Raw genomic sequence first — 21,215 nt, forward strand, 5'->3', positions numbered from 1 at the left:
AAAACTATTTTTCTCTCTTTCGAATAAGCACCTTGTCAATTTTATTACGGTCGATGTCCACTATTTCAATGGTGTAATCGCGAAAAGTAAATTTATCACCCAATTGAGGGATTTTATTGATCCGGTTAAAAACAAACCCGGCTACGGTTGAATAGCCAATTTCCTCGAAATCAATGGTAAAATCTTCGATTATCTCAGTAAGGGTTTCTAAAGGTGCATCGCCACTCACCAACACCGATTTGTCTTCGCGAACAAAAACATCAGGTTCAGGTTCCTCCCACTCATCGGGCATGGAACCAATAATGTTTTCCATGATATCATGCAGCGTAACGATGCCTTCAAAACTACCATACTCATCTACTACCACGGCAAAGTAGTTGTGCATCTGTCGAAAAAGGGCCACAAGCTGTTGTGCATTCGTGGTATCGGCCACAATAACTGGCTTGAGCAAAATTTCTTCAACGGGTTTTGGTATAGCCAAGCTCTTGTTTAGCAAATAATCCTTAATCGAAAGCACGCCAATAAAATCATCGGGATACTTTCGAAAAACAATGACCTTACTATGCTTCAGCTGCAAAACAGTTTGGTGAAAGACCTCAGGGGAGAGGGAAATATCGAGCAACTCCACATCTGTTCGGTGAGTCATAAGATGTTTGGCACGCTTTTCGGAAAAATAAAATACCTTTTCGTGTATGAGGTTCTGCCCTTTTTTAATTACACCCTCATTGGATGCAATCTTTATCATATGCCTCAACTCCTCTTCAGTAACCCGATCCGATCGCTCCTTTACCCCTATTAGCCTATTTACAAAACTCGTAGAGAAAGACAGAATCCTAACAAAAGGATAAAAGAACGAGCTGAAATAGTAGATAGCAGGCGCAACCTTAATGGCGATAGATTCGGGGTTGCTCATGGCAATGGTTTTTGGTACCAACTCCCCAATTACAATAGACACGTAGGTAATAAGAATGATTGTCGAAGTAAGCGCAATCTCAGAGGCATATGGAGCGGTTAAAGAGAATCCTTTAATAAAAGGGATTAAATCCTCCGCGATGCTCACCCCACCAAACACCCCAGTGATAATACCAATAAGGGTGATGCCTACCTGTGTAGCCGATAAGAAACTCTCCGAATCGCTTAGAAGCCGAAGTGCGATTTTGGCCCCTTTACTTCCGGCGATTTTTGCCTGCTCAAGCCTCGATTGCTTGCAGGAAACCAAGGCGATCTCCGACAGTGAAAAGAATCCATTAAGAAGAATAAGCAGCCCTAAAACAATAAATTCCATCTCAATTCGAAATAGGTAATTACGTATAACGATACACCAGTAATCGTCGCATTTCAAGGAGACAAAGATAGCACATAAACAACAATATGATTTATGAGAGGAGCACTCGGTAAACTTAAATAAACTGCGGGCATGCAGCAATTAGTTGATGTAATTTGCCATTTTGCTCCGGTATATGCAATAGGCATTCAAAGACATGAATGCCATCGCTATACAAACTCAAAATCTATGAAGCAACACGCCCCGCATGAGAATAAATACAAGCTACCCATACCTATGGTCGGCTCAAATAAAAACTATAGCTCGTAAAATCTACCTAATAGAAGTGCATCGCCTAACACACATTTAAACCAACTCGCTAATAATGGCAATTGGACTGGTTAATGTCTTATGAATAATACACTGGTTAGCAATCTGAAGGAGCCGTTCACGTTGCTCGGGGCTAAGGTCTCCGTGCAAGATTATATTCCGGTTGATATTGGAGATATTGTGTTCATTGTCGCGCTGAAAGATTACCTCAACCTCTACTTGATCCAAAGCCCACTCCTTCCTATCGGCATACATTCGTAAGGTGATAGCAGTACATGACGCCAAGGCTGAAGCGAGAAGTTCTGTTGGGGCAAAGCCAAGATCGGTACCATCGGCATGCTTGGGCTCATCGGCGATGATCGAGTTTGTTGCGGTTGTTATTACAGTTTTATAGTGGTCGTTGCCTATAATTGCTTTTACGTGTGCCATAATTTAGGTTTTAGTCGTGTTAAATTACTAAAAAAAACAATAGGTTACAAAAGAGAACACGTTGGTTTTTTCTCCAAATGCTCTCTCTATATAACCTTAAAACAACCATTATTAACTACAAAGGGATGTTACCATGCTTTTTAGGAGGTGATGCTACATTCTTATTTTGGGTCATCTCCAATGCCTGATAAAGTTTAAAACGCGTACTCTCTGGGAAGATAACCTCATCGATATAACCCAATGCAGCAGCCTTGTATGGGTTGGCAAACTTTTCCCGATAGTCGTCAACCGCCGCGATTCGCTCCTGCTCATCGAGCCGGTTCTTGTGAAGAATACTTACAGCTCCATCGGGCCCCATCACTGCAATTTCGGCAGTTGGCCATGCATAGTTAATGTCGCCGCCCAGATGCTTACTCGACATTACATCGTAAGCGCCACCGTAAGCTTTACGCACAATAAGGGTAATTTTAGGAACCGTTGCCTCAGCATAAGCGTAGAGCAACTTGGCACCATGGCGAATAACACCCCCAAACTCCTGTTCTGTGCCTGGCATAAATCCAGGAACATCCACAAACGTCATGATAGGGATATTGAAGGAATCACAGAAGCGGACAAACCTTCCCGCCTTAACCGAGGCGTTAATGTCGAGGGCTCCGGCCAAGACAGCCGGTTGATTCGCCACAATCCCAACGGGACGGCCGCCCAATCGAGCATATCCAATCACGATATTCTCGGCATAAAATGGCTGAATCTCAAAGAAGTGATTCTCGTCCATTACAGTTTCAATAATATCCCGAATATCGTATGGTTTATTTGGATCGTCGGGAACGAGCATACGTAATTTTGGATCGGCACGGTGGATTGAATCGAGCGATGGTTTTAACGGCGGATCTTCCATATTATTGGAGGGAAGATAGCTGAGTAACTCGCGAATCATTACCATGGCCACTTCGTCGTCGTCGGCCACAAAATGGGCCACTCCGCTTTTGGTATTGTGAGTTGTGGCACCGCCTAATTCTTCCTTGGTTACATCTTCGTGCGTAACGGTTTTAATGACCTCCGGTCCGGTAACAAACATGCAAGAGGAATCCTTCACCATCATAATAAAATCGGTGAGTGCAGGCGAATAAACAGCACCTCCGGCGCAAGGCCCCATGATAACGGAGATTTGAGGTACTACGCCCGAAGCCTGAACGTTTCGGTAAAAAATATCGGCATAGCCAGCCAAACTTTCAACTCCTTCCTGAATGCGCGCACCCCCTGAATCGTTAAGCCCAATTACCGGAGCCCCCATGCGGGTTGCCAGATCCATTACCTTCACAACTTTGTCGGCATTGGCACGGCTAAGGCTTCCCCCAAATACCGTAAAGTCCTGGGCGAAAACATAAACCAAACGGTCGTCCACCTTTCCGTAACCGGATACCACGCCGTCGCCCATAATTTTTTGGCTGTCCATCCCAAAATCGGTAGCTCGGTGGGTTACTAGTTTGTCAAGTTCCACGAATGTTCCGGGATCAAGAAGATCGGCAATTCGCTCACGGGCCGTTTTCCGTCCCGATTCATGAATCTTTTGGATACGATCCTTACCGCCTCCCAATTCGGACTGACGATTAAGTTCTTCTAATTGAGCGTATTTATCTAGTTTCTTCATTGTTTCTCGTTTAATTTTGATTACTCGCTACCAAAACAATAAGATTCTACCAGAAGGCTCATCCCTGTGCAGAGGAACGCTTACGGGAAGAATCGGGTTAATTATTCTATTACAATCATAACCTGTTTGGCTTCTACAATATCGCCATCCATTATGCGAACTTCGGTAATGGTTCCATCCACCTTAGCCCTAAACTCGCTTTCCATCTTCATTGCCGAAACAATCACTAAGGGTTGTCCAATAGTTACGGTTTCACCGAGAGCTACCATTACCTTTACAACCTTACCCGGCATGGGCGAGAATAAAACCTTATCGGAGTCGGAAACAAGTCCTTTAGATCGGTTCATACGGTAACGAGCTTCGGCATCAATGATCTCTGCCTCAAAAACATCTTGTTTTGTGGTAAGGCTATAGGTTCGAGGTTGATCCCCAGGGAAAAGTTCCACATTGTACGATTTATTGTTCCACAAAATGGAGTATACCCCCTGCTCAACCATAATTATATCAGCAGCATACTCAATGCCATCAATGGCAACGGAGACGAAGTTCCCGTTCCTCGCGAGCAATTCTACTTCCGCTATCCGGTCGTTTAATCTAACTTGATACGACATCGTTGTATTGTTTTAAGTGAGATCGATCAGAGCCGGAGAATGCTTTTCCTTCGGCCAAATTCCTTCCAAAGATTTCCGCGTGGCCCCTGTGGGCGCATGGGTCCTGCATTTTCAATGGCATCAATGTAGTCCACAAAAGCAGCGAGGATAGCTACGTCTTCGCATTCGATGTTGCACCGAAATTTATCCAGTAGTTCCTCCTTATGATCCTCAATAAAATGAGTATTGTACTTACCTAGTTTGAATACGCTATTCTGCATTATTCGCTCCAAAAAGCGCAGGTTGGTTTTAACTCCAGTTATCTTGTAGGAGTGCAATGCGCTACGCATTCGTTGGATGGCCTCGTGCCTATCCTGTCCCCAAACAATTAACTTCGAAATCATTGGATCGTAGTAGATAGGAATCTCATACCCTTCATAAACATATCCATCGTGCCTGACTCCAGTACCTAGTGGCTCGGTGAGGTGTTTTATTTTCCCAGGGCTGGGCATAAACCCATTATCGGGATCTTCAGCATATATTCGACACTCAATGGCATGCCCAAACTGCCTTAAATCCGATTGTCCAAAGGAGAGCTTCTCGTCTTGAGCAATCTTGATTTGCTCCTTAACCAAATCAATCCCCACAACCCTTTCGGTAATGGGATGCTCTACCTGAAGGCGAGTATTCATTTCTAGAAAGTAATAGGAAAGGTCATCTCCCACAATAAATTCGATAGTGCCAGCTCCGTAGTAGTTTACGGCTTTAGCTGCAGCCACCGCTTTTTCGCCCATTTCCGACCGAACTTCGGGGGTAAGAATTGGCGATGGAGTTTCCTCTACTACCTTTTGATGACGGCGTTGAACAGAACATTCACGTTCGAAAAGATGAACTGTGTTTCCATGCTTATCCGCTAAAATCTGAAATTCAATGTGGTGGGGCGACTGAATGTACTTCTCGATATAAACGGTATCGTCCCCAAAGGCTGATTTTGCTTCAGACTTAGACGCTCTGATAGCCGATATTAACTCACTACGGGTCTTAACCAACCGCATACCCTTTCCCCCGCCTCCGGCCGAAGCTTTTACCATAACAGGGAATCCAATATCCTCTGCGGTCTTCATGGCCTCCTCGAGCGAGGAAATCCCTTCAGTTGTTCCTGGAACGACAGGAACACCAGCCAGTATCATGGCTTGGCGCGCCCGGAGTTTATCCCCCATCGCGCTTATTGCCTCGGGCGAAGGCCCTACAAAGACGATCCCGACCTCAGCACATCGACGAGCAAATTCAGCATTCTCACTCAAAAAGCCATAGCCAGGGTGAATGGCATCAGCTCCAGCGAGTTTGGCTGCAGCAAGGATGTTATCGGCAGATAGATAGCTTTGATCCGAAGGTGCAGGTCCGATACAGTAAGCCTCATCGGCATATCTTACATGCAATGCAGTACGATCGATATCGGAGTAAACGGCCACAGTTTTTATCCCCATCTCTTTGGCCGAACGCATAACCCTTACGGCAATCTCACCTCGATTAGCGACTAGCAATTTCTTAATCATAGTCAATTAGTTTAGCATGGAGGTTCATTACGCTTCCCATTAAATAGTCTAGTTTAACTAAACCATCAAGGAAGCTAATAACGCTATTTTTTTTTTAATCCAATGACATTTCGTCTATTTTTATATGTTATTCAACATACAACTATACGGCATGGTATTAAAATTCAATGCATTGAAATGATAAAAAGTTCTGCTAAAAAATTTGCTTTGGTGGCTTTGGGTGAACCAAATTAGTTGGTCCCTTCCATGTTTTCGATGATGGGAGCAATTCTGCGCATGGATTCCAGAAGGCTTGCCTCTGGAGCAATAAAGTTGAATTCGCGCCAGAATTCATCGTCGTAAGTAAAATCCAAATCACTAAAAACAGCGCGCGAATTAATAATTTCGCTCCTTGGAAACCGAGTTACCTTGCCCAGCTCAATTTGGATGGTGGCCATCTCCAGAAAAACATGGTAGTTACTGGAAAACAATCGCGAACTCATTTTAACCTTCAAATACAAATCGCCCCGAATATGGCTTAGATAGTATTTTCCATTCCAATGCTTATACCTTACAGAGTAAGCAACTTTTGTAGGAATTACTTTTATTTTGCTGCTTTTTTTAACTACCAACTGACTACCACTCTTCTCAACAAACTCTGGGTTAATCTCAAAATCGGCTCCAAGAATGGCGAGGCTATCCATGGTAATGTATAATACACCTTTAAAGAATGGCTCGATTATCCCTTTTTGCTGCTCAAACGAGATTGCATAAACCGTTAATGAGTCTAGGGTAACGATATCAGATCGAGTATAGCGATAGTTAATCATATACTCTTTATCGAGGAACTCAGGAATGCTCTTCACTATATCTAGGCTAAGGCTCGCGCTAATCCCAGCCTTCATTTTCACAATCAAGGTATCCCGCTGGTCTCCGCTTCTAATTTTTCTAGACTTGAGTAACTTAACTTGATCCATCTCAGGGCTTCGTGTATAAGGGCTCTTATAAACCTTAAAAACAGCCTCTGAGTAACTCAAAAAATCACTATTCTTGACAACTCCTTCCCGGTAAAAAGAGGTTAAAAACGCTGGCGTTTCCCCATAGTTATGGCTTATCTGTGCCATCGCCTTTTCGACCAAGGCTTGGGGATCAACATTCCTAATTATAACTTCCTGTATGGATATCGAATGTGGTTCAAGATAAATATCTACCTGCTGGCCAGATAATAACTCAACCGGAAGTGTCTGACTTTTATATCCTAAATGGGAAATGGTGAGGGTCGAAATTAATTGTTTGGAAGGAACTTTCATTACAAAAAAACCATCCAAATTGGTGATGGTGCCAATCCCCTGCTCCACCACACCAACGGTTGCATAGGGAATAAGTTCCTTCGTTTCCTTATCGAAAACACGTCCCTTTACGATGAACGGATGAATAGAATCAACAGTAGGGCTTACCGGAATAATGGCACTAACCAACGCAACCCTATAGATGAGGATGTACTTGTCGAGAACCTTTATGGCAAGGTTAGGTCTATTTAGCAGTCCGGATAAAACAATTAGAACGGGGTCGTTCTTCGCCTCAAGTTTAACCTTTCTATCGCTGTCTAAATCTTTGCTATCGTAAACAAAATTATAGCCAATTTGATCTGAAATAAGATTTAGCGCCTCATAAAGTGTCACTCTTTTGCTTTCGATGGTGACCCGCTGATCCAGTGGACTTTTTTGTGCAAAACCAATGATAGTGATACACAGAAAAAGCAGTAGGACCAAAAGTCTTGGACCTACTGCATTGAAAATATTGAATATACGCTGCTTCCTAGTTACCTCGTTTATCATTTGCCTCGCGCAGTATAGTTGAACCCGAAGCCGAATCCGATTTTAGATTCAAGGTTACACAAATCACTTCGGTCATAGTTTCGATTGAGCTATCATTAAAAGTAACGGTTAATCGACGAGCGGCAACAGCATCACTCTCAATCATGATACTAGAATGGTAGTTACTATTAATGACCTTGACAATATTTTCAAGCGTTTCGTCCTTGAAGCGCATCCGCTTGGTTTTCCATGCAAGATAGGAGTTGTCGGTATTCTTCTCCTTGTAAAAGTGATTAGCAGTAGAAGTTAACTTTTCACCAGCGTTTATGATAAAACTTTCCATTGAACCACTTTTAGGGGTTACCCGAACTTGACCTCGTTCTACGATCAACTCAAAACTACTGTTTTTATTGGACTTAACGTTAAAGGCTGTACCTAAAACTTCCACGGTTGCACTACTGGTTTCAATGACAAATGGCTTATCGGGATTGCGCGCAATATCGAAGTAGGCCTCACCTGTCAACTCAACTTTTCGCTCATCGCGACTAAACTGCTCAGGATAGGAAAATGAGGTGTTGTGAGCCAGATACACAACAGAGCCGTCCTTGAGCGTTTGGATTAATGCAGATGGATCACTGGTGGTGGTCAACGTAATGAAAGAGGTCGATGGTTTTTGGTTCGCAACGTAATAGGTTGTTAATCCAAGGCCAATTATCCCCACAAACACAGCAGCCCATTGCCATACAGGCATGACTCTTCGCTGTAGTAAGAATACATTTTTAGATGCGGGAATCAACTTTTCCTCCTGAAACCGATCATGCAACTTATCCCAAGCCTTACCTGTATCCACCTTATTGTTTTTTGTGTATCGTTCTATCAAATCCCAATCTCTTTTCATCTTGTCAATTAAAATACGGTTACTAGGTAACCTGTCAGCGTTTTCTAAAAACGACGCTCTTTCTGCCTCTCCCATCTCTCCTGCCAAGAATCGAGCGATCGTCTCCACCTGCTTGTTATTGTCTTGCTGTAGTTTCATGGCTCTTTTTGATTAGCAATTAAAGGGCATATTCCTGATAGTGCTTTAAATTCTTTCTGAAGTGCTGAAGTGCTTTGCCCATATCGGCCTCCACTGTTTTAACGGATATGGAGAGCGATTCGGCGATTTCCTGGTATTTCAAACCATCGAACCTGCTCATCTTGAAAATCTTGCTGCACCTCTCGGGCAATTCATCTAAGGTTTTATCAACAATTGCATTCAACTCATTCAATTCCAATTCATCAGAGGCATTTCCCGATTCGATATCTTTCTCTACCGCCATTACCTCTTTTGCATGTTTCCTAGTAACCGCGATGTGCTCAAGGTATCGCAAGGAGTTATTTCGAATGGAGCGGAAGAGATATGCTTTAAGGGATATCTTTACTTCAATAGTTTCCCTGTTTTTCCAGTAGTTATAGAAGAACTCCTCAACAACCTCCTCAGCGGCATCCATGTCGTGGACTATTTGAAATGCATATCTACACAAAGGCTCATAGAAAGTTCGAAAGACCTTCTCAAACTCACTGATGTCGCTATTAATTATTTTACGTTGTGAGAGTATGCCGTGCAGTGCCATTAGACAAGTCAAATTAACAAACTTAAAAGTAGCAAAAATTTAGTAAACCTATGCTGCTATGATATTAATAAGGGCTATCCTCCATCCTAATACGAGACCTAACCAACGCTTATTCCCAAAACTACAACCTATTTCCTTAGTTTTAGAAGGACAGCCCTTACTTAAAAGTTATTGTTTTGACCGATCTTGCTGCTTTACGTACTGCTTATTGAACTTTTTAATAGCATCTTGAATCGATTCCTCCGGTTCAATGACGTTTTGGTCGCCCCAGAAATCTCCATTGAAGTATGCATGCACCCTGTCGGCAAAAATTTCGGTTGACTTGAACGCATCCTTCGACTGAAATTTCACCACATTAACGGAACTCCTATCGGTAACGGCTTGTTCGGAAACAACGGTATAGTTGTTCTTAAACCAACGCTTTTTCCAATCGCAACGGAATTTAATCTCACTCCGAGTATAATTCAAGTAGTACTTCCCATCAAACTGCTTGTAGGTTACCATGTAGGTTGCACTAGTTGGAGTGAAGATCAAGCCGTAGGGTTTTTTGCGAATAAACTGCTGGCTTGCCTTATTCATATCGGACATATCCATGGTGAAAGTAATCATTGAGATTGCTTTCCGTTCTTTCGAGATATAGAGTTTGCCGATATAAAGCGGATACGGAAGAATAACTCTTGGGGTAAAGGAAACAACGTAGTTGAGGTCGTTATCAATGTTTACCATGTCGGTAACTTCAAAATGGTAACTATCCAAACTTTCCTGCGAAAGAAGCACGTCCGGATTTTTAACCACGTCGAGCAAAAGCATTACGCTTGGCCCCCCTTGCAGTTTAATCGCTAAGGTATCGGCCTTCTTGATGTTATTCCCTTTTCGCGCTTTGTTTATCTTAACCCTATCGTTATCAAAACTAGATCCGTATGGCGCTTTATAGATATCTACCAACGCTTCGGAGATAGAGAGAAAGTCCTTGCGTTGCTTTACATACTCCCGATAAAAAGCGACCATACTATTTGGAACGTCATTGTAGTTATCCTTGATTTTATTAACAGCCTCCTCAACGAGTGAACGTGCATTTTCCGGAGTAATAATTACCGCATCCAAGACAATTGAATAGGCATCAACATAACAAACAACCTCCTTTTCTTGCGATTCCGAAACAGAAAATAACTTATTTACATATCCCAAGTGGGAAACTTCAAACGACAAGGCATTGAGCGAAGTCAAGACCTTTAAGGAGAACTCCCCTTCGGAGTTGGCGACAGTTCCCACGCTTGACCCAACAATATTTATGCTAGCAAAGGGAAGCCTGTCTTTGGTTTTTGAATCCTTTACTACTCCAGTAATGGTAACAAACGGTGCAGCCTCCTGCCCAAAAGCACTACCTGCACTCACAAGAAGCATGATTATCATGCCTATTCCAGCCAGTTTATTCATTAACGCTTTCATATGGTCTGTTTTTTGGTGAAACATTATATTTACCCTAACACATTAAAGAGCGGTGAGAAAGATTTTACCCTATAGCTATTATTGATTTTATTTTCCAATGAGGTAATAAATTCTGTTGATCAATTGATTATTACCTCAATTGTGACACATTAAAAAAGATATTTTTAGGTTTTTTGAGTAAAATAATTATTTTTTACGACACTATAATCAATATATTCTCGAAACAAAATACCTTTACAGGCTTTTACTTTAAAAAATATCATGCTGACAGCCGTATCTCGCATCATACTTAGGAACAGATCTATAATAGTAATAATACTTGCACTGTTCACCATTTTTATGGCCTATAATGCCGCTTCTGTAAGGCTATCTTACGAATCGGTTAAGCTGCTTTCCAAAAAAGACAGCGCATTAATAGACTACGAACAATTCAAGAAACACTTTGGTGAAGATGGGAATATCTATGTAATTGGATCCATCAATCCCGATATTTTCACCCTAGATCAATTCAACGCATGGTATCGCCTTGGTAATGATATCAGAAAGATCAACGGCGTGGAAGAGGTGATTAGCATGGCAAGGACAAAAACCTTGGTGAAGAATCAGCTTACCCATCGATTCGATTTCCTCTCAGTTGTTAGCCAAGAGGCTACATCTCAATCAGAAGTAGATAGCTTAAAAAAGGAAATCCTTAAAACAAAATTTTACGAAGGCCTACTCTTCAATCCGAAAACGAAGGCCTACCTCATGGCCATTACCATTGATAAGGAAAAAATAGCGGACGAGGGAAGAATTGCCATTGTAAATGCCATCACCAACGTTGCCGAGGCATACCGTATTCAGAACAAGGTTGAAGTCCACTACTCCGGATTGCCATACATCAGAACGATTACTACTCAACTAATTAAGAACGAATTACTTCTCTTTATCATATTAAGTCTTGTAGTTGCCTCCCTAATCATGCTGCTCTTTTTTCGTTCACTCCGAGCAGTGATAAGTTCGCTTATTGTTGTAATAATCAGTATCATATGGGTATTAGGTACCATTTCCCTATTCAACTATAAAATCACCATTCTCTCGGGAGTTATTCCGTCACTCATGGTAATAATTGCCATAGAGAACTGCATCTACATTCTGAATAAATACCACTGGGAGTATCGCATTCACGGCAATAAGATAAAAGCCCTTTCAAGAGTGATTCAGCGAATTGGGCTAGCGTCACTCATGACCAACGTAGCAACCGCTATTGGATTTGCAGCATTTATACTTATTCCAAACCAGGTGCTTAAGGAGTTTGGATTGGTTACCGCCATCAACATTATGCTGCTTTACCTTCTCACTATCACCATATTACCAATAATATTTAGTTACCAAGAGGCGCCAAAGCCAAGACATCTAAAGCATTTAGATAGTCATTTTTTTAGTAATGTTCTTGCAAAAGTTATCGAAACAATCTCTACTCGGAGGAATTACATATACGCCATTGCTGGAGTTATGCTGCTATTTGGAGTTATTGGGGTAAGCCTCATAAAAACCTCAGGGAAAGTGGTAGACGATCTGCAAACGGACGATCCAATATACTTAGATCTGAAATTTTTTGAACGCAACTTTGGCGGTGTTATGCCGTTCGAAATCTCCGTCGATACAAAGAAGAAAAATGGAGTAATGCAGTATCCAACTCTGGAAAAAATCAATCGCCTACAAACTGCTATCAACAAGTATCCGGAGTTCTCCAAACCGCTCTCGCTAGCAGAACTGCTCAAATTTGCCCGCCAATCCTACTATGGTGGTAATCCGGCCATGTATGGTTTTCCAAACTCCATGGAGAGTGGATTCGTGCTATCCTATCTGCCGAAAAAAATGGAAGGGAAAAAGAATCCACTTCAAGCGTTCGTCGATTCCACAAAACAGATCACTCGAATAAGCTTCCAGATGCAGGATGTAGGAACCAAGCGTATGGAATTCCTCACCCATGCAATCGACTCCACAATTAAAAGCATATTCGACGCGGAGAGATACACCGTTTCCATGACCGGAAACAGCGTGGTTTTTGCAAAAGGAACCAACTTCCTCATTCGGAATCTATTCGAAAGTGTTATTATTGCAATTATTATGATTTCACTCCTTATGGCACTACTATTCTCCTCTTTCCGGATGATACTAGTATCCATGATTCCAAATATAATCCCGCTAATCATTACAGCCGCCCTCATGGGTTTCCTTGGTATTCCAATAAAGCCATCAACCATTATAGTATTTAGCATCGCCCTTGGAATCTCGGTGGACAATACCATTCAATATCTATCGCGCTATCGGCATGAGTTGAAACTTACCAAGGGAGACATTAAGCTATCTGCAATAAATGCGCTACAAGAGGCAGGCTTTAGCATGATCTACACCAGCATCGTTCTGGTTCTTGGATTTAGTGTATTCACCGTTTCGGGATTCGGAGGAACTCAAGCCCTTGGAATTCTCATTTCTACCACACTCTTTATCGCCATGTTCTTTAATATGATGGTACTTCCTTCACTACTCCTAACTATCGACAAACGACTGGTCAGCAAGAATTTTACAGAACCCATTCTTGACGTATACGACGAAGATGAAACCCCCAGTTTAGAGGCTGAAAACGATAACGAATTCTCCGATTTAGAGAAAGAATAAACAATAACAATATTCGAAACTGCAATGGGCCACCTCTAAGAAAAGGTTGGCCCATTCGTTTTACTTCGCTACCTTGCACGCCCTACCCCCTAAATTATCGATGATGCTTTTCATTATTATTGTAACCTACATAAAACCCATCGAGGAGATTGATCGCTTTCTTGTCAACCACCGAGCGTTCCTCGAAACGTACTACATAAAAGGACAATTCATCGCTTCTGGGCCTCTAAACCCAAGAACCGGAGGAATACTTATCTCGAAGGGAAAAAGCAAGCAGGAACTGCTGGATATCTTTAATAACGACCCTTTTCATATTCACGGTATTGCCACATATGAGGTCATGGAATTCAATCCGGTAAAGTACCACGAAGCATTTAAACCCTTTATTGACGGATTATGAACCTCCAGGAAAAATGCTCCGTGCTATACTTTCACCAGCTATGCCTTAGCGAATCGGGCGATGGTACGTATGGCGCACTTGGTTGGGTAGAAAAGGGCAACCAGCTTACCCGTTTTGATGTCCTCTCCAATATTGCCAACTTAAATGGTGCATCGGTGCTTGACCTAGGCTGTGGCTACGGCCATCTCAAAAAATACCTCGACGAACGATACTACAATATTACCTATACCGGTATCGATTTTATGCCAGAATTTGTCAAGTTAGCTCAACAAACCTATGCCGAAGACCCAAACGCTTTATTTATACGACGCGATTTCGCAGAAGGAGAACTCCCGCTTGCCGACTATGTTTTTGCGAGCGGCATATTTTGCTACCGCAGCAGCGACGAAAACTACTACAAACAATTAATTGAAAGGATGTACACCGCCGCCAAGAAAGGCGTTGGCTTTAACATGCTCGACATAGATAAGTTCCCTATTTCCGGTTTCTTAAAAGCCCATGGAATAGCCTCGACAAAAGCATTTTGTGAATCACTGTCGTCCAACGTTGTTCTAAAGCAAGGCTATCTCCCTGAGGACTTTACAGTTTTTATGTACAAATAACAATGAGATTAACAAAGCAGAATGCTACAGATAACTATAATCAAATAGCTAAATCTCTTTAGTATCGATACTACTCCACTAATCGAGTTGATCCATGCTTACAAACTAAGCAGCCATTCCCAGCAGAATAAAAAAATCCAATCAATAATTCGGTTGACTTTGATTCTCCAATTTCCCTTTTGTTAACAGAAAGTATACCCCACAATTACTTATAGGGTATACCTTTTTTCTTGCAAAGAGAATGCGTCTACTAAAACCGTTCATACTCATCATCCTTGCTCATTTGTAGAGGGACTCCCTTTCCATTCGACTCCATAGAAATAGAAAACTTGGGTTTTGGGATCGAATTAGCCTGATTCTTCAATGCCTGATTCATTTGGACCTCCCTACGATTAACACGGTTACCTTTCGTTGAAAACCTATATGAATCATTGGACTCCTCTCCAGTTTTGAAATAGGATACAATATCCTTTAATTGTTCGGCTTGACTTGCCAATTCTTCAGCGCTAGTAGCAATCTCCTCCGAAGCAGCGGCGTTTAACTGAGTAACCTGATTGAGCTGTTGAAGAGCAGCGTTTACCTGATCGGAACCTGCCCCCTGCTCAATACTTGCAGCAGCAATCTCTTGAATGAGGTGCGCATTCTTCTTTATTTCAGGAATAATTGTGGCCAGCTGAATACCGGCATCTTCTGAAACTGCCACTCCATTTTTTGTCAACTTTGATATCTCCTCTGCCGACACTTTGCTGCGCTCTGCCAACTTTCGAACCTCGGTAGCAACCACAGCAAACCCACGCCCAGACTCTCCTGCACGAGCGGCTTCCACTGCTGCATTTAGCGCAAGGATATTGGTTTGAAACGCAATGTCGGAGATGATGGAAACCTTTTCGGCAATTTGCTTCATGGCTGCTACTGCCTCAGTTACAGCAGCATTTCCATGGTTCATTCCCTCTACTCCTACCAGAGCGATTTTTTCTGCGACACGCGCATTATCCATATTCTGTTTGGTGTTGGCAGCCATTTGCTCCATGGAGGCAGAAACCTCCTCGGCAGAAGACGCTTGCTCGCTTGCTCCTTGAGACATTTGCTGCGAACCGGAACTCAACTGCATACTAGCAGCGAGTATACTCTCCGAACCAACACGGATACTACCAACTACCGATCGCAGCTTTTCGGCCATCGACTCTAAGGCATTAGAGAGTTGACCTATTTCGTCCTTTTGATTATCGTCAATCACCATATTAAGCTGTCCTTCGGAGATTGTTTGGGCAAACGCAGCCGCGTTTTGAATGCGGTTGATTATCGGTGTAAGAATATAGTTTAGTGCAAAAAACATCAACAGAATGCCGCCCAGTACACTAAGAGAAACTACGATCAATAGTTTAGTGATGCCTGCATTAATATCACTTTCATAAACGGTTACGCAAACGTAACTCTGATAGGGTTCAAAATATTTAAAATATTGGTATTTCCATCGTCCCTCGGAGTTATCCGGCCATCGATAGCGGAATTTGTAATCGGTTGATTTTGCATCTAACAGTTGCTTATAAAACGTAGCATTAGAAAGGTTAGCCCCCTCCTTGTCGGGGTGTATAATTACATCACCCGTTTTGCTCATTAAGTATGGGTAACCGGAGTAATACTTTTTATTAGCAAAAACCTGCTTCAAAAAGGCATAGTCCTTTTCCTTTTGCCCAACATAGAGCATGCCCTTAACTTCGCCAGCGATAACAATTGGCTCGTATGCAGTTATATACCAATCGTTCACCACAAATGCTCTTCCATAAAACGTTTCTCCTCTTTCTACTGTTTTAATCACTTCGGCGGAGTTCGGTATGAAGGTCCCCACGGCACGTTGTCCATCCTTCTTGATCACATTGGTAGAAATACGGAGATAGCCATCGCTAATTTTCTGGAAAATGGTAGCCGTCTCAACCGACTCTCCCTTTATTCGGTCTACGATTTCGGTGCTTTTATATAGAGGAACCCCATTAATATTCCAAACGGGAATTTGGTATTCGTTTGTCTCATTGGTTATTTGATTCATCCCGGACACCGCCATCGTGGTCTTCGTCTCTTGAATAACTCCAGTTTCTTTAAGAATATTATCGGCAAGATTCAGCGAGACATTAACCACCTGCTGCTTAAGATTAACATGATCTTGCAGGAGAGTGTAGAGATCATCTAGATGACTTCGCATGCGCTCATCAATTTCATGCGTAATATCTTTTCGCTGCATTTGGTAAATCACCAAACCAAGGGTAGCGAAGATGCCAATAAGAACTGCTATTGCAGCAATATTAAACTTGGCCTTTAACTTTAAATCACGGTAGTTCATAGTAGTAATATTTTACGTTAAAAACTATGCGTTGGTAATCCAGTTATATCCGCCACAGCAGCAGGAAATGTAATCAACTGCTCCTGTATACTCTATAATTTTGTTAAGTGGCACCTATTTAGCGATAAGCATCCCTGTAATAATTACTGCGTTGGATAAATTTCAAACACCACCAATAAGGGCCAGAATCGAAGGCAGTAATCCTCAACTAGAAGCGCGTATACTCTGCATCACTCTCCAATTTGGTTGACATAATATCTACGCGTCGTTTCTTTTCTGTAACAACGGTAGGAAAACTTTTTTTAAGTCTGGGTCCATGACTGTTCTGTTGTTTCTGAGTAGGTCTTAGTAATTGAGTCCTCCTCTGTATTGAATTAGAATCAAGTTGAAAGTAAGAAATCACCTCCTTTAACTGTTCGGCTTGACTCGCCAACTCTTCGGCACTGGTAGCCATCTCCTCCGCAGAAGCAGCATTCTGCTGGGTAATCTGATTTAGTTGCTGTATTGCACTGTTGATTTGATCGGAACCCACACCTTGTTCGATACTGGCGGCAGCTATTTCCTGAATAAGTAGGACATTTTTTTGCGTTTCTGGTATTATCGACGATAGCTGGCGTCCAGCTTCCTCCGATACAGCGACGCCGCTCTTAGTAAGTTTGGTGATCTCATCGGCAGATACCTTACTTCGCTCAGCCAACTTCCGAACTTCTGCTGCCACTACTGCAAATCCTCGTCCATGCTCACCGGCTCTAGCCGCCTCCACAGCAGCATTCAGCGCAAGAATATTAGTTTGGAAAGCAATATCGGTGATAATAGTAACCTTCTCAGCAATTTGTTTCATGGCAGCAACAGCCTCCATCGCGGCAGCATTACCCTTAGTTATACTCTCGGCACCTGCAAGGGTAATCTTCTCGGCAATACGTGCATTTTCGGTATTCTGTTGGATGTTTGCAGCCATCTGTTCCATGGATGCAGAAACCTCCTCGGCAGAAGAGGCTTGCTCGCTGGCTCCTTGTGCCATTTGTTGAGAATTGGAACTTAGCTGCAAACTGGCGGACAGTATGTTATCGGAACCGCTGTGGATGGTCGAAACGACCTCACGTAGCTTTTCAACCATATCATTCATGCTGCGAGAGAAAGCACCTACTTCGTCCTTACGTACCAATAAATCAGAATCAGCACTTATTTCAAGTTTCCCTTGACTAATGTTTTCTGCCACAACTAGGCCCTTTTCGATACCAGAGGATATGCTTCTACTAAAGAGAAATGAGACAACGATACCTAAAATTATTGCCAAAACAAGAACAATAAAAGTTAGGGCAATTCCACTGTTGACAGAATCGGCTGCCATGTTTTGAATAAGAACAATGCTCTTATCGAGTACCCCAGAAATCTCTGTCCAAAGAATATTTTGAGAAGCCGTAAGATCTGCCTGCTGGTTTACCTGCTGCACATACTCATTAAAACTCCCTTTATATACGACTAAAACTTTAGCAATATCATTCAATTTAAGTTGATTAGCCATATCAACATTAGCATCTATAGCATCTTGCCACATCTGATAGTCTTCGGCATTTCCACTGTTTACGTATCGAGATTCCAGAAGCCGTAATTCCAAGAAGTGTTGAACACCAGCAGAAACACTACCTCCACTTTTTTTGTGTGCTAAGGTTAATGCTTCATCAGCAGATTTCTCCATTACAGCAAGTTTTTCAACCTTAATGATCTGAGCATCATTTAGTTTTTGAAAAGTAGAATAGTAATTAGTTAATCCTTGGTCTATAATATCAACAAGTTTTGAATTGCCAGCAGTAACGAGACTTTTGAGGTCGGCCGTCATGGCTAATCCGTTGTTGTAACGATCATTCGCATCGGCAAGAAGGGTTACTTTATTCTGGGAAGCAGCAGTCTGCTCCAGCACACGAAGTTGAAGGAAGGTATTACGAAGTCCAAGAACAAGACTCTCCTTTTGGTGTTGTTTTTGAATATCAACAATGGTAAAATAACCAATAACGCCTACCACAACGGTAAGTACAAGCACAAGGCCGAAACCTAGCATAGCCCTATGCTTAATTTTTAGATTTGAGATTTTACTTGCCATAGACTACTCGTTTTGCAAAGAATGAAGAAGCATAAAGTTAGACCATTTAGTCAAACAGTTCTTAATTATTTACTACTCCTATGAAAAACAAATGAGCAAAACGGTAGGCTATTTAGTATTAGCTTATGTTTATAGTGGATCGCAGTAGAGCGAGCGAGAATTAGCGATTTCGCCAAAAAAAAGCTTAAACGCAAAAAAGAGCGACAAATGTCGCTCTTTTTCTGTCGGGGTACCAGGATTCGAACCTGGGACCCCCTGGTCCCAAACCAGGTGCGCTAACCGGACTGCGCTACACCCCGAGAACTTCTCACTTCAAAAATTAAATGGAAAAAGAGAGCCATTTGCAACTCTTTTTCTGTCGGGGTACCAGGATTCGAACCTGGGACCCCCTGGTCCCAAACCAGGTGCGCTAACCGGACTGCGCTACACCCCGATGGCATTTAATTTTTGTGTGGCGGAGAGAGGGGGATTCGAACCCCCGGTACCGATTACTCAGTACGTCAGTTTAGCAAACTGGTGGTTTCAGCCACTCACCCACCTCTCCGGGAAGGCTGTGCAAAAGTAGAAAAACATTCGTATTCTGCAAAGGAATGCGAAAAAAAAGAACAAAAAAAAGAGAGGCCCAAAGCCTCTCCTTTTTAAGTATACTGACGAGCAAACGCTTACTGTTTGTTGGTTTGTCCTGTTTGATTCGGTTTTGCAATGGATTCCCGCATATCGGTATCTGCTTGCAAGTTTCTCAACTTGTAGTAATCCATAATTCCAAGATTACCCGAACGGAACGATTCAGCAATAGCCATTGGGATTTCAGCCTCAGCCTCAATCACTTTTGCCCTTGCTTCCTGTGCCTTTGCTTTCATCTCTTGCTCCAATGCTACAGCCATTGCTCTACGCTCTTCGGCCTTTGCTTGGGCAATGTTTTTATCGGCGTTCGCTTGGTCCATCTGTAAAACAGCACCAATATTACGTCCAATATCGATATCAGCAATATCGATGGATAAAATTTCGAAAGCCGTTCCGGAGTCGAGCCCCTTATCGAGCACCACGCGCGAAATATAGTCGGGATTTTCCATTACCGATTTATGCGATGCAGAAGAACCGATTGACGATACAATCCCCTCGCCAACACGAGCCAAGATGGTCTCCTCTCCAGCTCCACCCACCAACTGCTTAATGTTTGCCCTTAGGGTAACACGTGCCTTGGCGATTAACTGAATTCCATCCTTTGCTACAGCGGTAACTGGAGGCGTGTTAATAACTCGTGGATTCACCGACATTTGAACTGCTTCAAAAACATCTCTTCCTGCCAAATCGATGGCTGTTGCCATTCTAAAATCCAGCGGAATATTAGCTTTTTGGGCCGATACCAAGGCATGAACAACCTTAACAACATTTCCACCGGCCATGTAGTGAGCCTCCATTTCGTTGGGGTCAAGAACAAGACCTGCTTTGGTTCCAGTAATCAGCGCCGTAACAATGGTGGATGGCGGAACTTTTCTCCAGCGCATCAGAATAAGCTGAAGCAAGGAAACTTTAACATCGGAAATAATGGCGGTAAACCACAATCCAATTGGAATAAAATAGAGAATAAACCATAGTCCTACAAGGGAGATGGCTATAATAATTAAATAAAATCCTGTATCAGTCATAGTTAACTATTTTTTGGTTTTACAATTATACGCGCTTTCTCCACCTTCACCACTACCACCTCTGTTCGAGAGTCGATATAGGCTCCGGTGCTTTTTGCTTCAATATCAATACCTTTTATGGAAACAAGACCAATGGGTGCAAGGCGAGATTTCGCAACACCTTCATCGCCCATCAAAATTTCTACTCGATCGAGTTCCGTCTCCACCGATGAGTCTACTCGAGACTTTTGAGTAAACCGGTGCCATGTCTTCGCCCGCAAGGAAACAACTGCAAGCGCAAGTGAAAGTGCAAAAGAGACGAATAGAGTAATATTACCTGCCGTAGTCCCAATAGTAGTATAAGCGAGATAAATGCCGCTTACCAGAGATATGGCCCCAAGCACCCCAGCCACTGTAAATCCGGGAATGAGCAAAAATTCGACAAAAAAGAGTAAAAGCCCAATTAGAATAAGGCCTGCAACTAAAGTCATGGCAAATATATTAACTTAAACTATTTTCGATAGTGGCCTGAAGACCTCTTCGGTTCAACTCATCCTTGATAGGTTTCAGTCGGGTTAGAGAGCCATACTTTACATTACACTTTCCCTTGTAATGTGTAATAAGGGTGCACTGTTCCGCTTGCAGGCTTCCATGGTCACAAACCTCTACCAACGTATCCACAACGTAGACGAACTCATTTACCTCATCGTTGTGAAGCACTAGAACCTGCTTCAAATTCAGTTCGTCCAACAAATCCTCCATTTGGGAGGAACTATATTGTTCTTCCATCGTTTTGCTCTATCG

The 21,215-nt window shown here is 42.5% G+C and carries 17 protein-coding genes and 3 tRNA genes; 3 read left to right on the forward strand and 17 right to left on the reverse strand.

Annotated elements, in window-relative coordinates:
* Nucleotides 1-4: 4 nt before the first annotated feature.
* The 9 genes from BLS65_RS07225 to BLS65_RS07265 all read right to left on the reverse strand — a co-directional run bounded on the left by BLS65_RS07225 (nucleotide 5) and on the right by BLS65_RS07265 (nucleotide 10,678).
* Complete coding sequence (locus tag BLS65_RS07225) at nucleotides 5-1,285, reverse strand: hemolysin family protein (protein WP_092437436.1); 1,281 nt, start codon at nucleotides 1,283-1,285, stop codon at nucleotides 5-7.
* Between the two features lie 345 nt (nucleotides 1,286-1,630).
* The gene (locus tag BLS65_RS07230; protein ID WP_092437438.1) at nucleotides 1,631-2,023 is read right to left on the reverse strand and encodes an OsmC family protein; all 393 of its coding nucleotides are present in this window, start codon (nucleotides 2,021-2,023) and stop codon (nucleotides 1,631-1,633) included.
* Between the two features lie 115 nt (nucleotides 2,024-2,138).
* Nucleotides 2,139-3,674, reverse strand: a complete 1,536-nt coding sequence (locus tag BLS65_RS07235) for an acyl-CoA carboxylase subunit beta (RefSeq protein ID WP_092437440.1) — start codon at nucleotides 3,672-3,674, stop codon at nucleotides 2,139-2,141.
* A gap of 101 nt (nucleotides 3,675-3,775) precedes the next feature.
* On the reverse strand, nucleotides 3,776-4,285 hold the full coding sequence (locus tag BLS65_RS07240) for an acyl-CoA carboxylase biotin carboxyl carrier protein subunit (RefSeq protein ID WP_092437442.1): 510 nt from the start codon (nucleotides 4,283-4,285) through the stop codon (nucleotides 3,776-3,778).
* Nucleotides 4,286-4,311: 26 nt separating this feature from the next.
* Complete coding sequence (accC, locus tag BLS65_RS07245; RefSeq protein WP_092437444.1) at nucleotides 4,312-5,820, reverse strand: acetyl-CoA carboxylase biotin carboxylase subunit; 1,509 nt, start codon at nucleotides 5,818-5,820, stop codon at nucleotides 4,312-4,314.
* A 230-nt stretch (nucleotides 5,821-6,050) separates the two neighbouring features.
* Complete coding sequence (locus BLS65_RS07250) at nucleotides 6,051-7,637, reverse strand: carboxypeptidase-like regulatory domain-containing protein (RefSeq protein ID WP_092437446.1); 1,587 nt, start codon at nucleotides 7,635-7,637, stop codon at nucleotides 6,051-6,053.
* Nucleotides 7,618-8,652 carry a FecR family protein gene (locus BLS65_RS07255; RefSeq protein ID WP_092437448.1) on the reverse strand — a complete coding sequence of 345 codons (1,035 nt, stop codon included), beginning with the start codon at nucleotides 8,650-8,652 and terminating at the stop codon, nucleotides 7,618-7,620. Before BLS65_RS07255 ends, BLS65_RS07250 begins: the two co-directional genes overlap by 20 nt.
* Nucleotides 8,653-8,671: 19 nt before the next feature.
* Nucleotides 8,672-9,229, reverse strand: coding sequence for an RNA polymerase sigma-70 factor (locus tag BLS65_RS07260; RefSeq protein WP_092437450.1), 558 nt, complete (start codon nucleotides 9,227-9,229; stop codon nucleotides 8,672-8,674).
* 168 nt (nucleotides 9,230-9,397) lie between these two features.
* Nucleotides 9,398-10,678: a carboxypeptidase-like regulatory domain-containing protein gene (locus tag BLS65_RS07265; protein ID WP_170830032.1), complete on the reverse strand. Its 1,281-nt coding sequence runs from the start codon at nucleotides 10,676-10,678 to the stop codon at nucleotides 9,398-9,400.
* Between the two features lie 261 nt (nucleotides 10,679-10,939).
* Here BLS65_RS07265 and BLS65_RS07270 point away from each other — a divergent pair, with 261 nt between their 5' ends.
* The 3 genes from BLS65_RS07270 (at nucleotide 10,940) to BLS65_RS07280 (ending at nucleotide 14,344) form a co-directional block, all read left to right on the forward strand.
* Nucleotides 10,940-13,342 carry an efflux RND transporter permease subunit gene (locus tag BLS65_RS07270; RefSeq protein ID WP_092437454.1) on the forward strand — a complete coding sequence of 801 codons (2,403 nt, stop codon included), beginning with the start codon at nucleotides 10,940-10,942 and terminating at the stop codon, nucleotides 13,340-13,342.
* Nucleotides 13,343-13,442: 100 nt separating this feature from the next.
* Nucleotides 13,443-13,742, forward strand: a complete 300-nt coding sequence (locus tag BLS65_RS07275) for a YciI family protein (RefSeq protein ID WP_244500673.1) — start codon at nucleotides 13,443-13,445, stop codon at nucleotides 13,740-13,742.
* A complete protein-coding gene (locus tag BLS65_RS07280) occupies nucleotides 13,739-14,344 on the forward strand; it encodes a class I SAM-dependent methyltransferase (protein ID WP_092437456.1) in 606 nt (201 codons plus the stop codon). Before BLS65_RS07275 ends, BLS65_RS07280 begins: the two co-directional genes overlap by 4 nt.
* Before the next feature lie 250 nt (nucleotides 14,345-14,594).
* Here BLS65_RS07280 and BLS65_RS07285 read toward each other — a convergent pair whose 3' ends face one another.
* The 8 genes from BLS65_RS07285 to BLS65_RS07320 form a co-directional block, all read right to left on the reverse strand.
* The gene (locus BLS65_RS07285) at nucleotides 14,595-16,682 is read right to left on the reverse strand and encodes a methyl-accepting chemotaxis protein (protein WP_092437458.1); all 2,088 of its coding nucleotides are present in this window, start codon (nucleotides 16,680-16,682) and stop codon (nucleotides 14,595-14,597) included.
* A 208-nt stretch (nucleotides 16,683-16,890) separates the two neighbouring features.
* Nucleotides 16,891-18,783 (reverse strand): methyl-accepting chemotaxis protein, encoded by a 1,893-nt coding sequence (locus BLS65_RS18205; protein WP_092437460.1) that lies wholly within the window; start codon nucleotides 18,781-18,783, stop codon nucleotides 16,891-16,893.
* A 224-nt stretch (nucleotides 18,784-19,007) separates the two neighbouring features.
* Nucleotides 19,008-19,082, reverse strand: a tRNA-Pro gene (locus tag BLS65_RS07295).
* Nucleotides 19,083-19,141: 59 nt separating this feature from the next.
* Nucleotides 19,142-19,216: transfer RNA gene (locus BLS65_RS07300), tRNA-Pro, on the reverse strand.
* 19 nt (nucleotides 19,217-19,235) lie between these two features.
* Nucleotides 19,236-19,327 (reverse strand) — tRNA-Ser (locus BLS65_RS07305).
* A 118-nt stretch (nucleotides 19,328-19,445) separates the two neighbouring features.
* A complete protein-coding gene (gene floA / locus BLS65_RS07310; protein ID WP_092437462.1) occupies nucleotides 19,446-20,432 on the reverse strand; it encodes a flotillin-like protein FloA in 987 nt (328 codons plus the stop codon).
* 2 nt (nucleotides 20,433-20,434) lie between these two features.
* The gene (locus BLS65_RS07315; RefSeq protein ID WP_092437463.1) at nucleotides 20,435-20,902 is read right to left on the reverse strand and encodes an NfeD family protein; all 468 of its coding nucleotides are present in this window, start codon (nucleotides 20,900-20,902) and stop codon (nucleotides 20,435-20,437) included.
* A 10-nt stretch (nucleotides 20,903-20,912) separates the two neighbouring features.
* The gene (locus BLS65_RS07320; protein ID WP_092437465.1) at nucleotides 20,913-21,200 is read right to left on the reverse strand and encodes an ATP-dependent Clp protease adaptor ClpS; all 288 of its coding nucleotides are present in this window, start codon (nucleotides 21,198-21,200) and stop codon (nucleotides 20,913-20,915) included.
* Nucleotides 21,201-21,215: the final 15 nt, after the last annotated feature.

Source organism: Williamwhitmania taraxaci (genome assembly GCF_900096565.1).
In the GTDB taxonomy this organism is placed as follows: Bacteria; Bacteroidota; Bacteroidia; order Bacteroidales; family Williamwhitmaniaceae; genus Williamwhitmania; species Williamwhitmania taraxaci.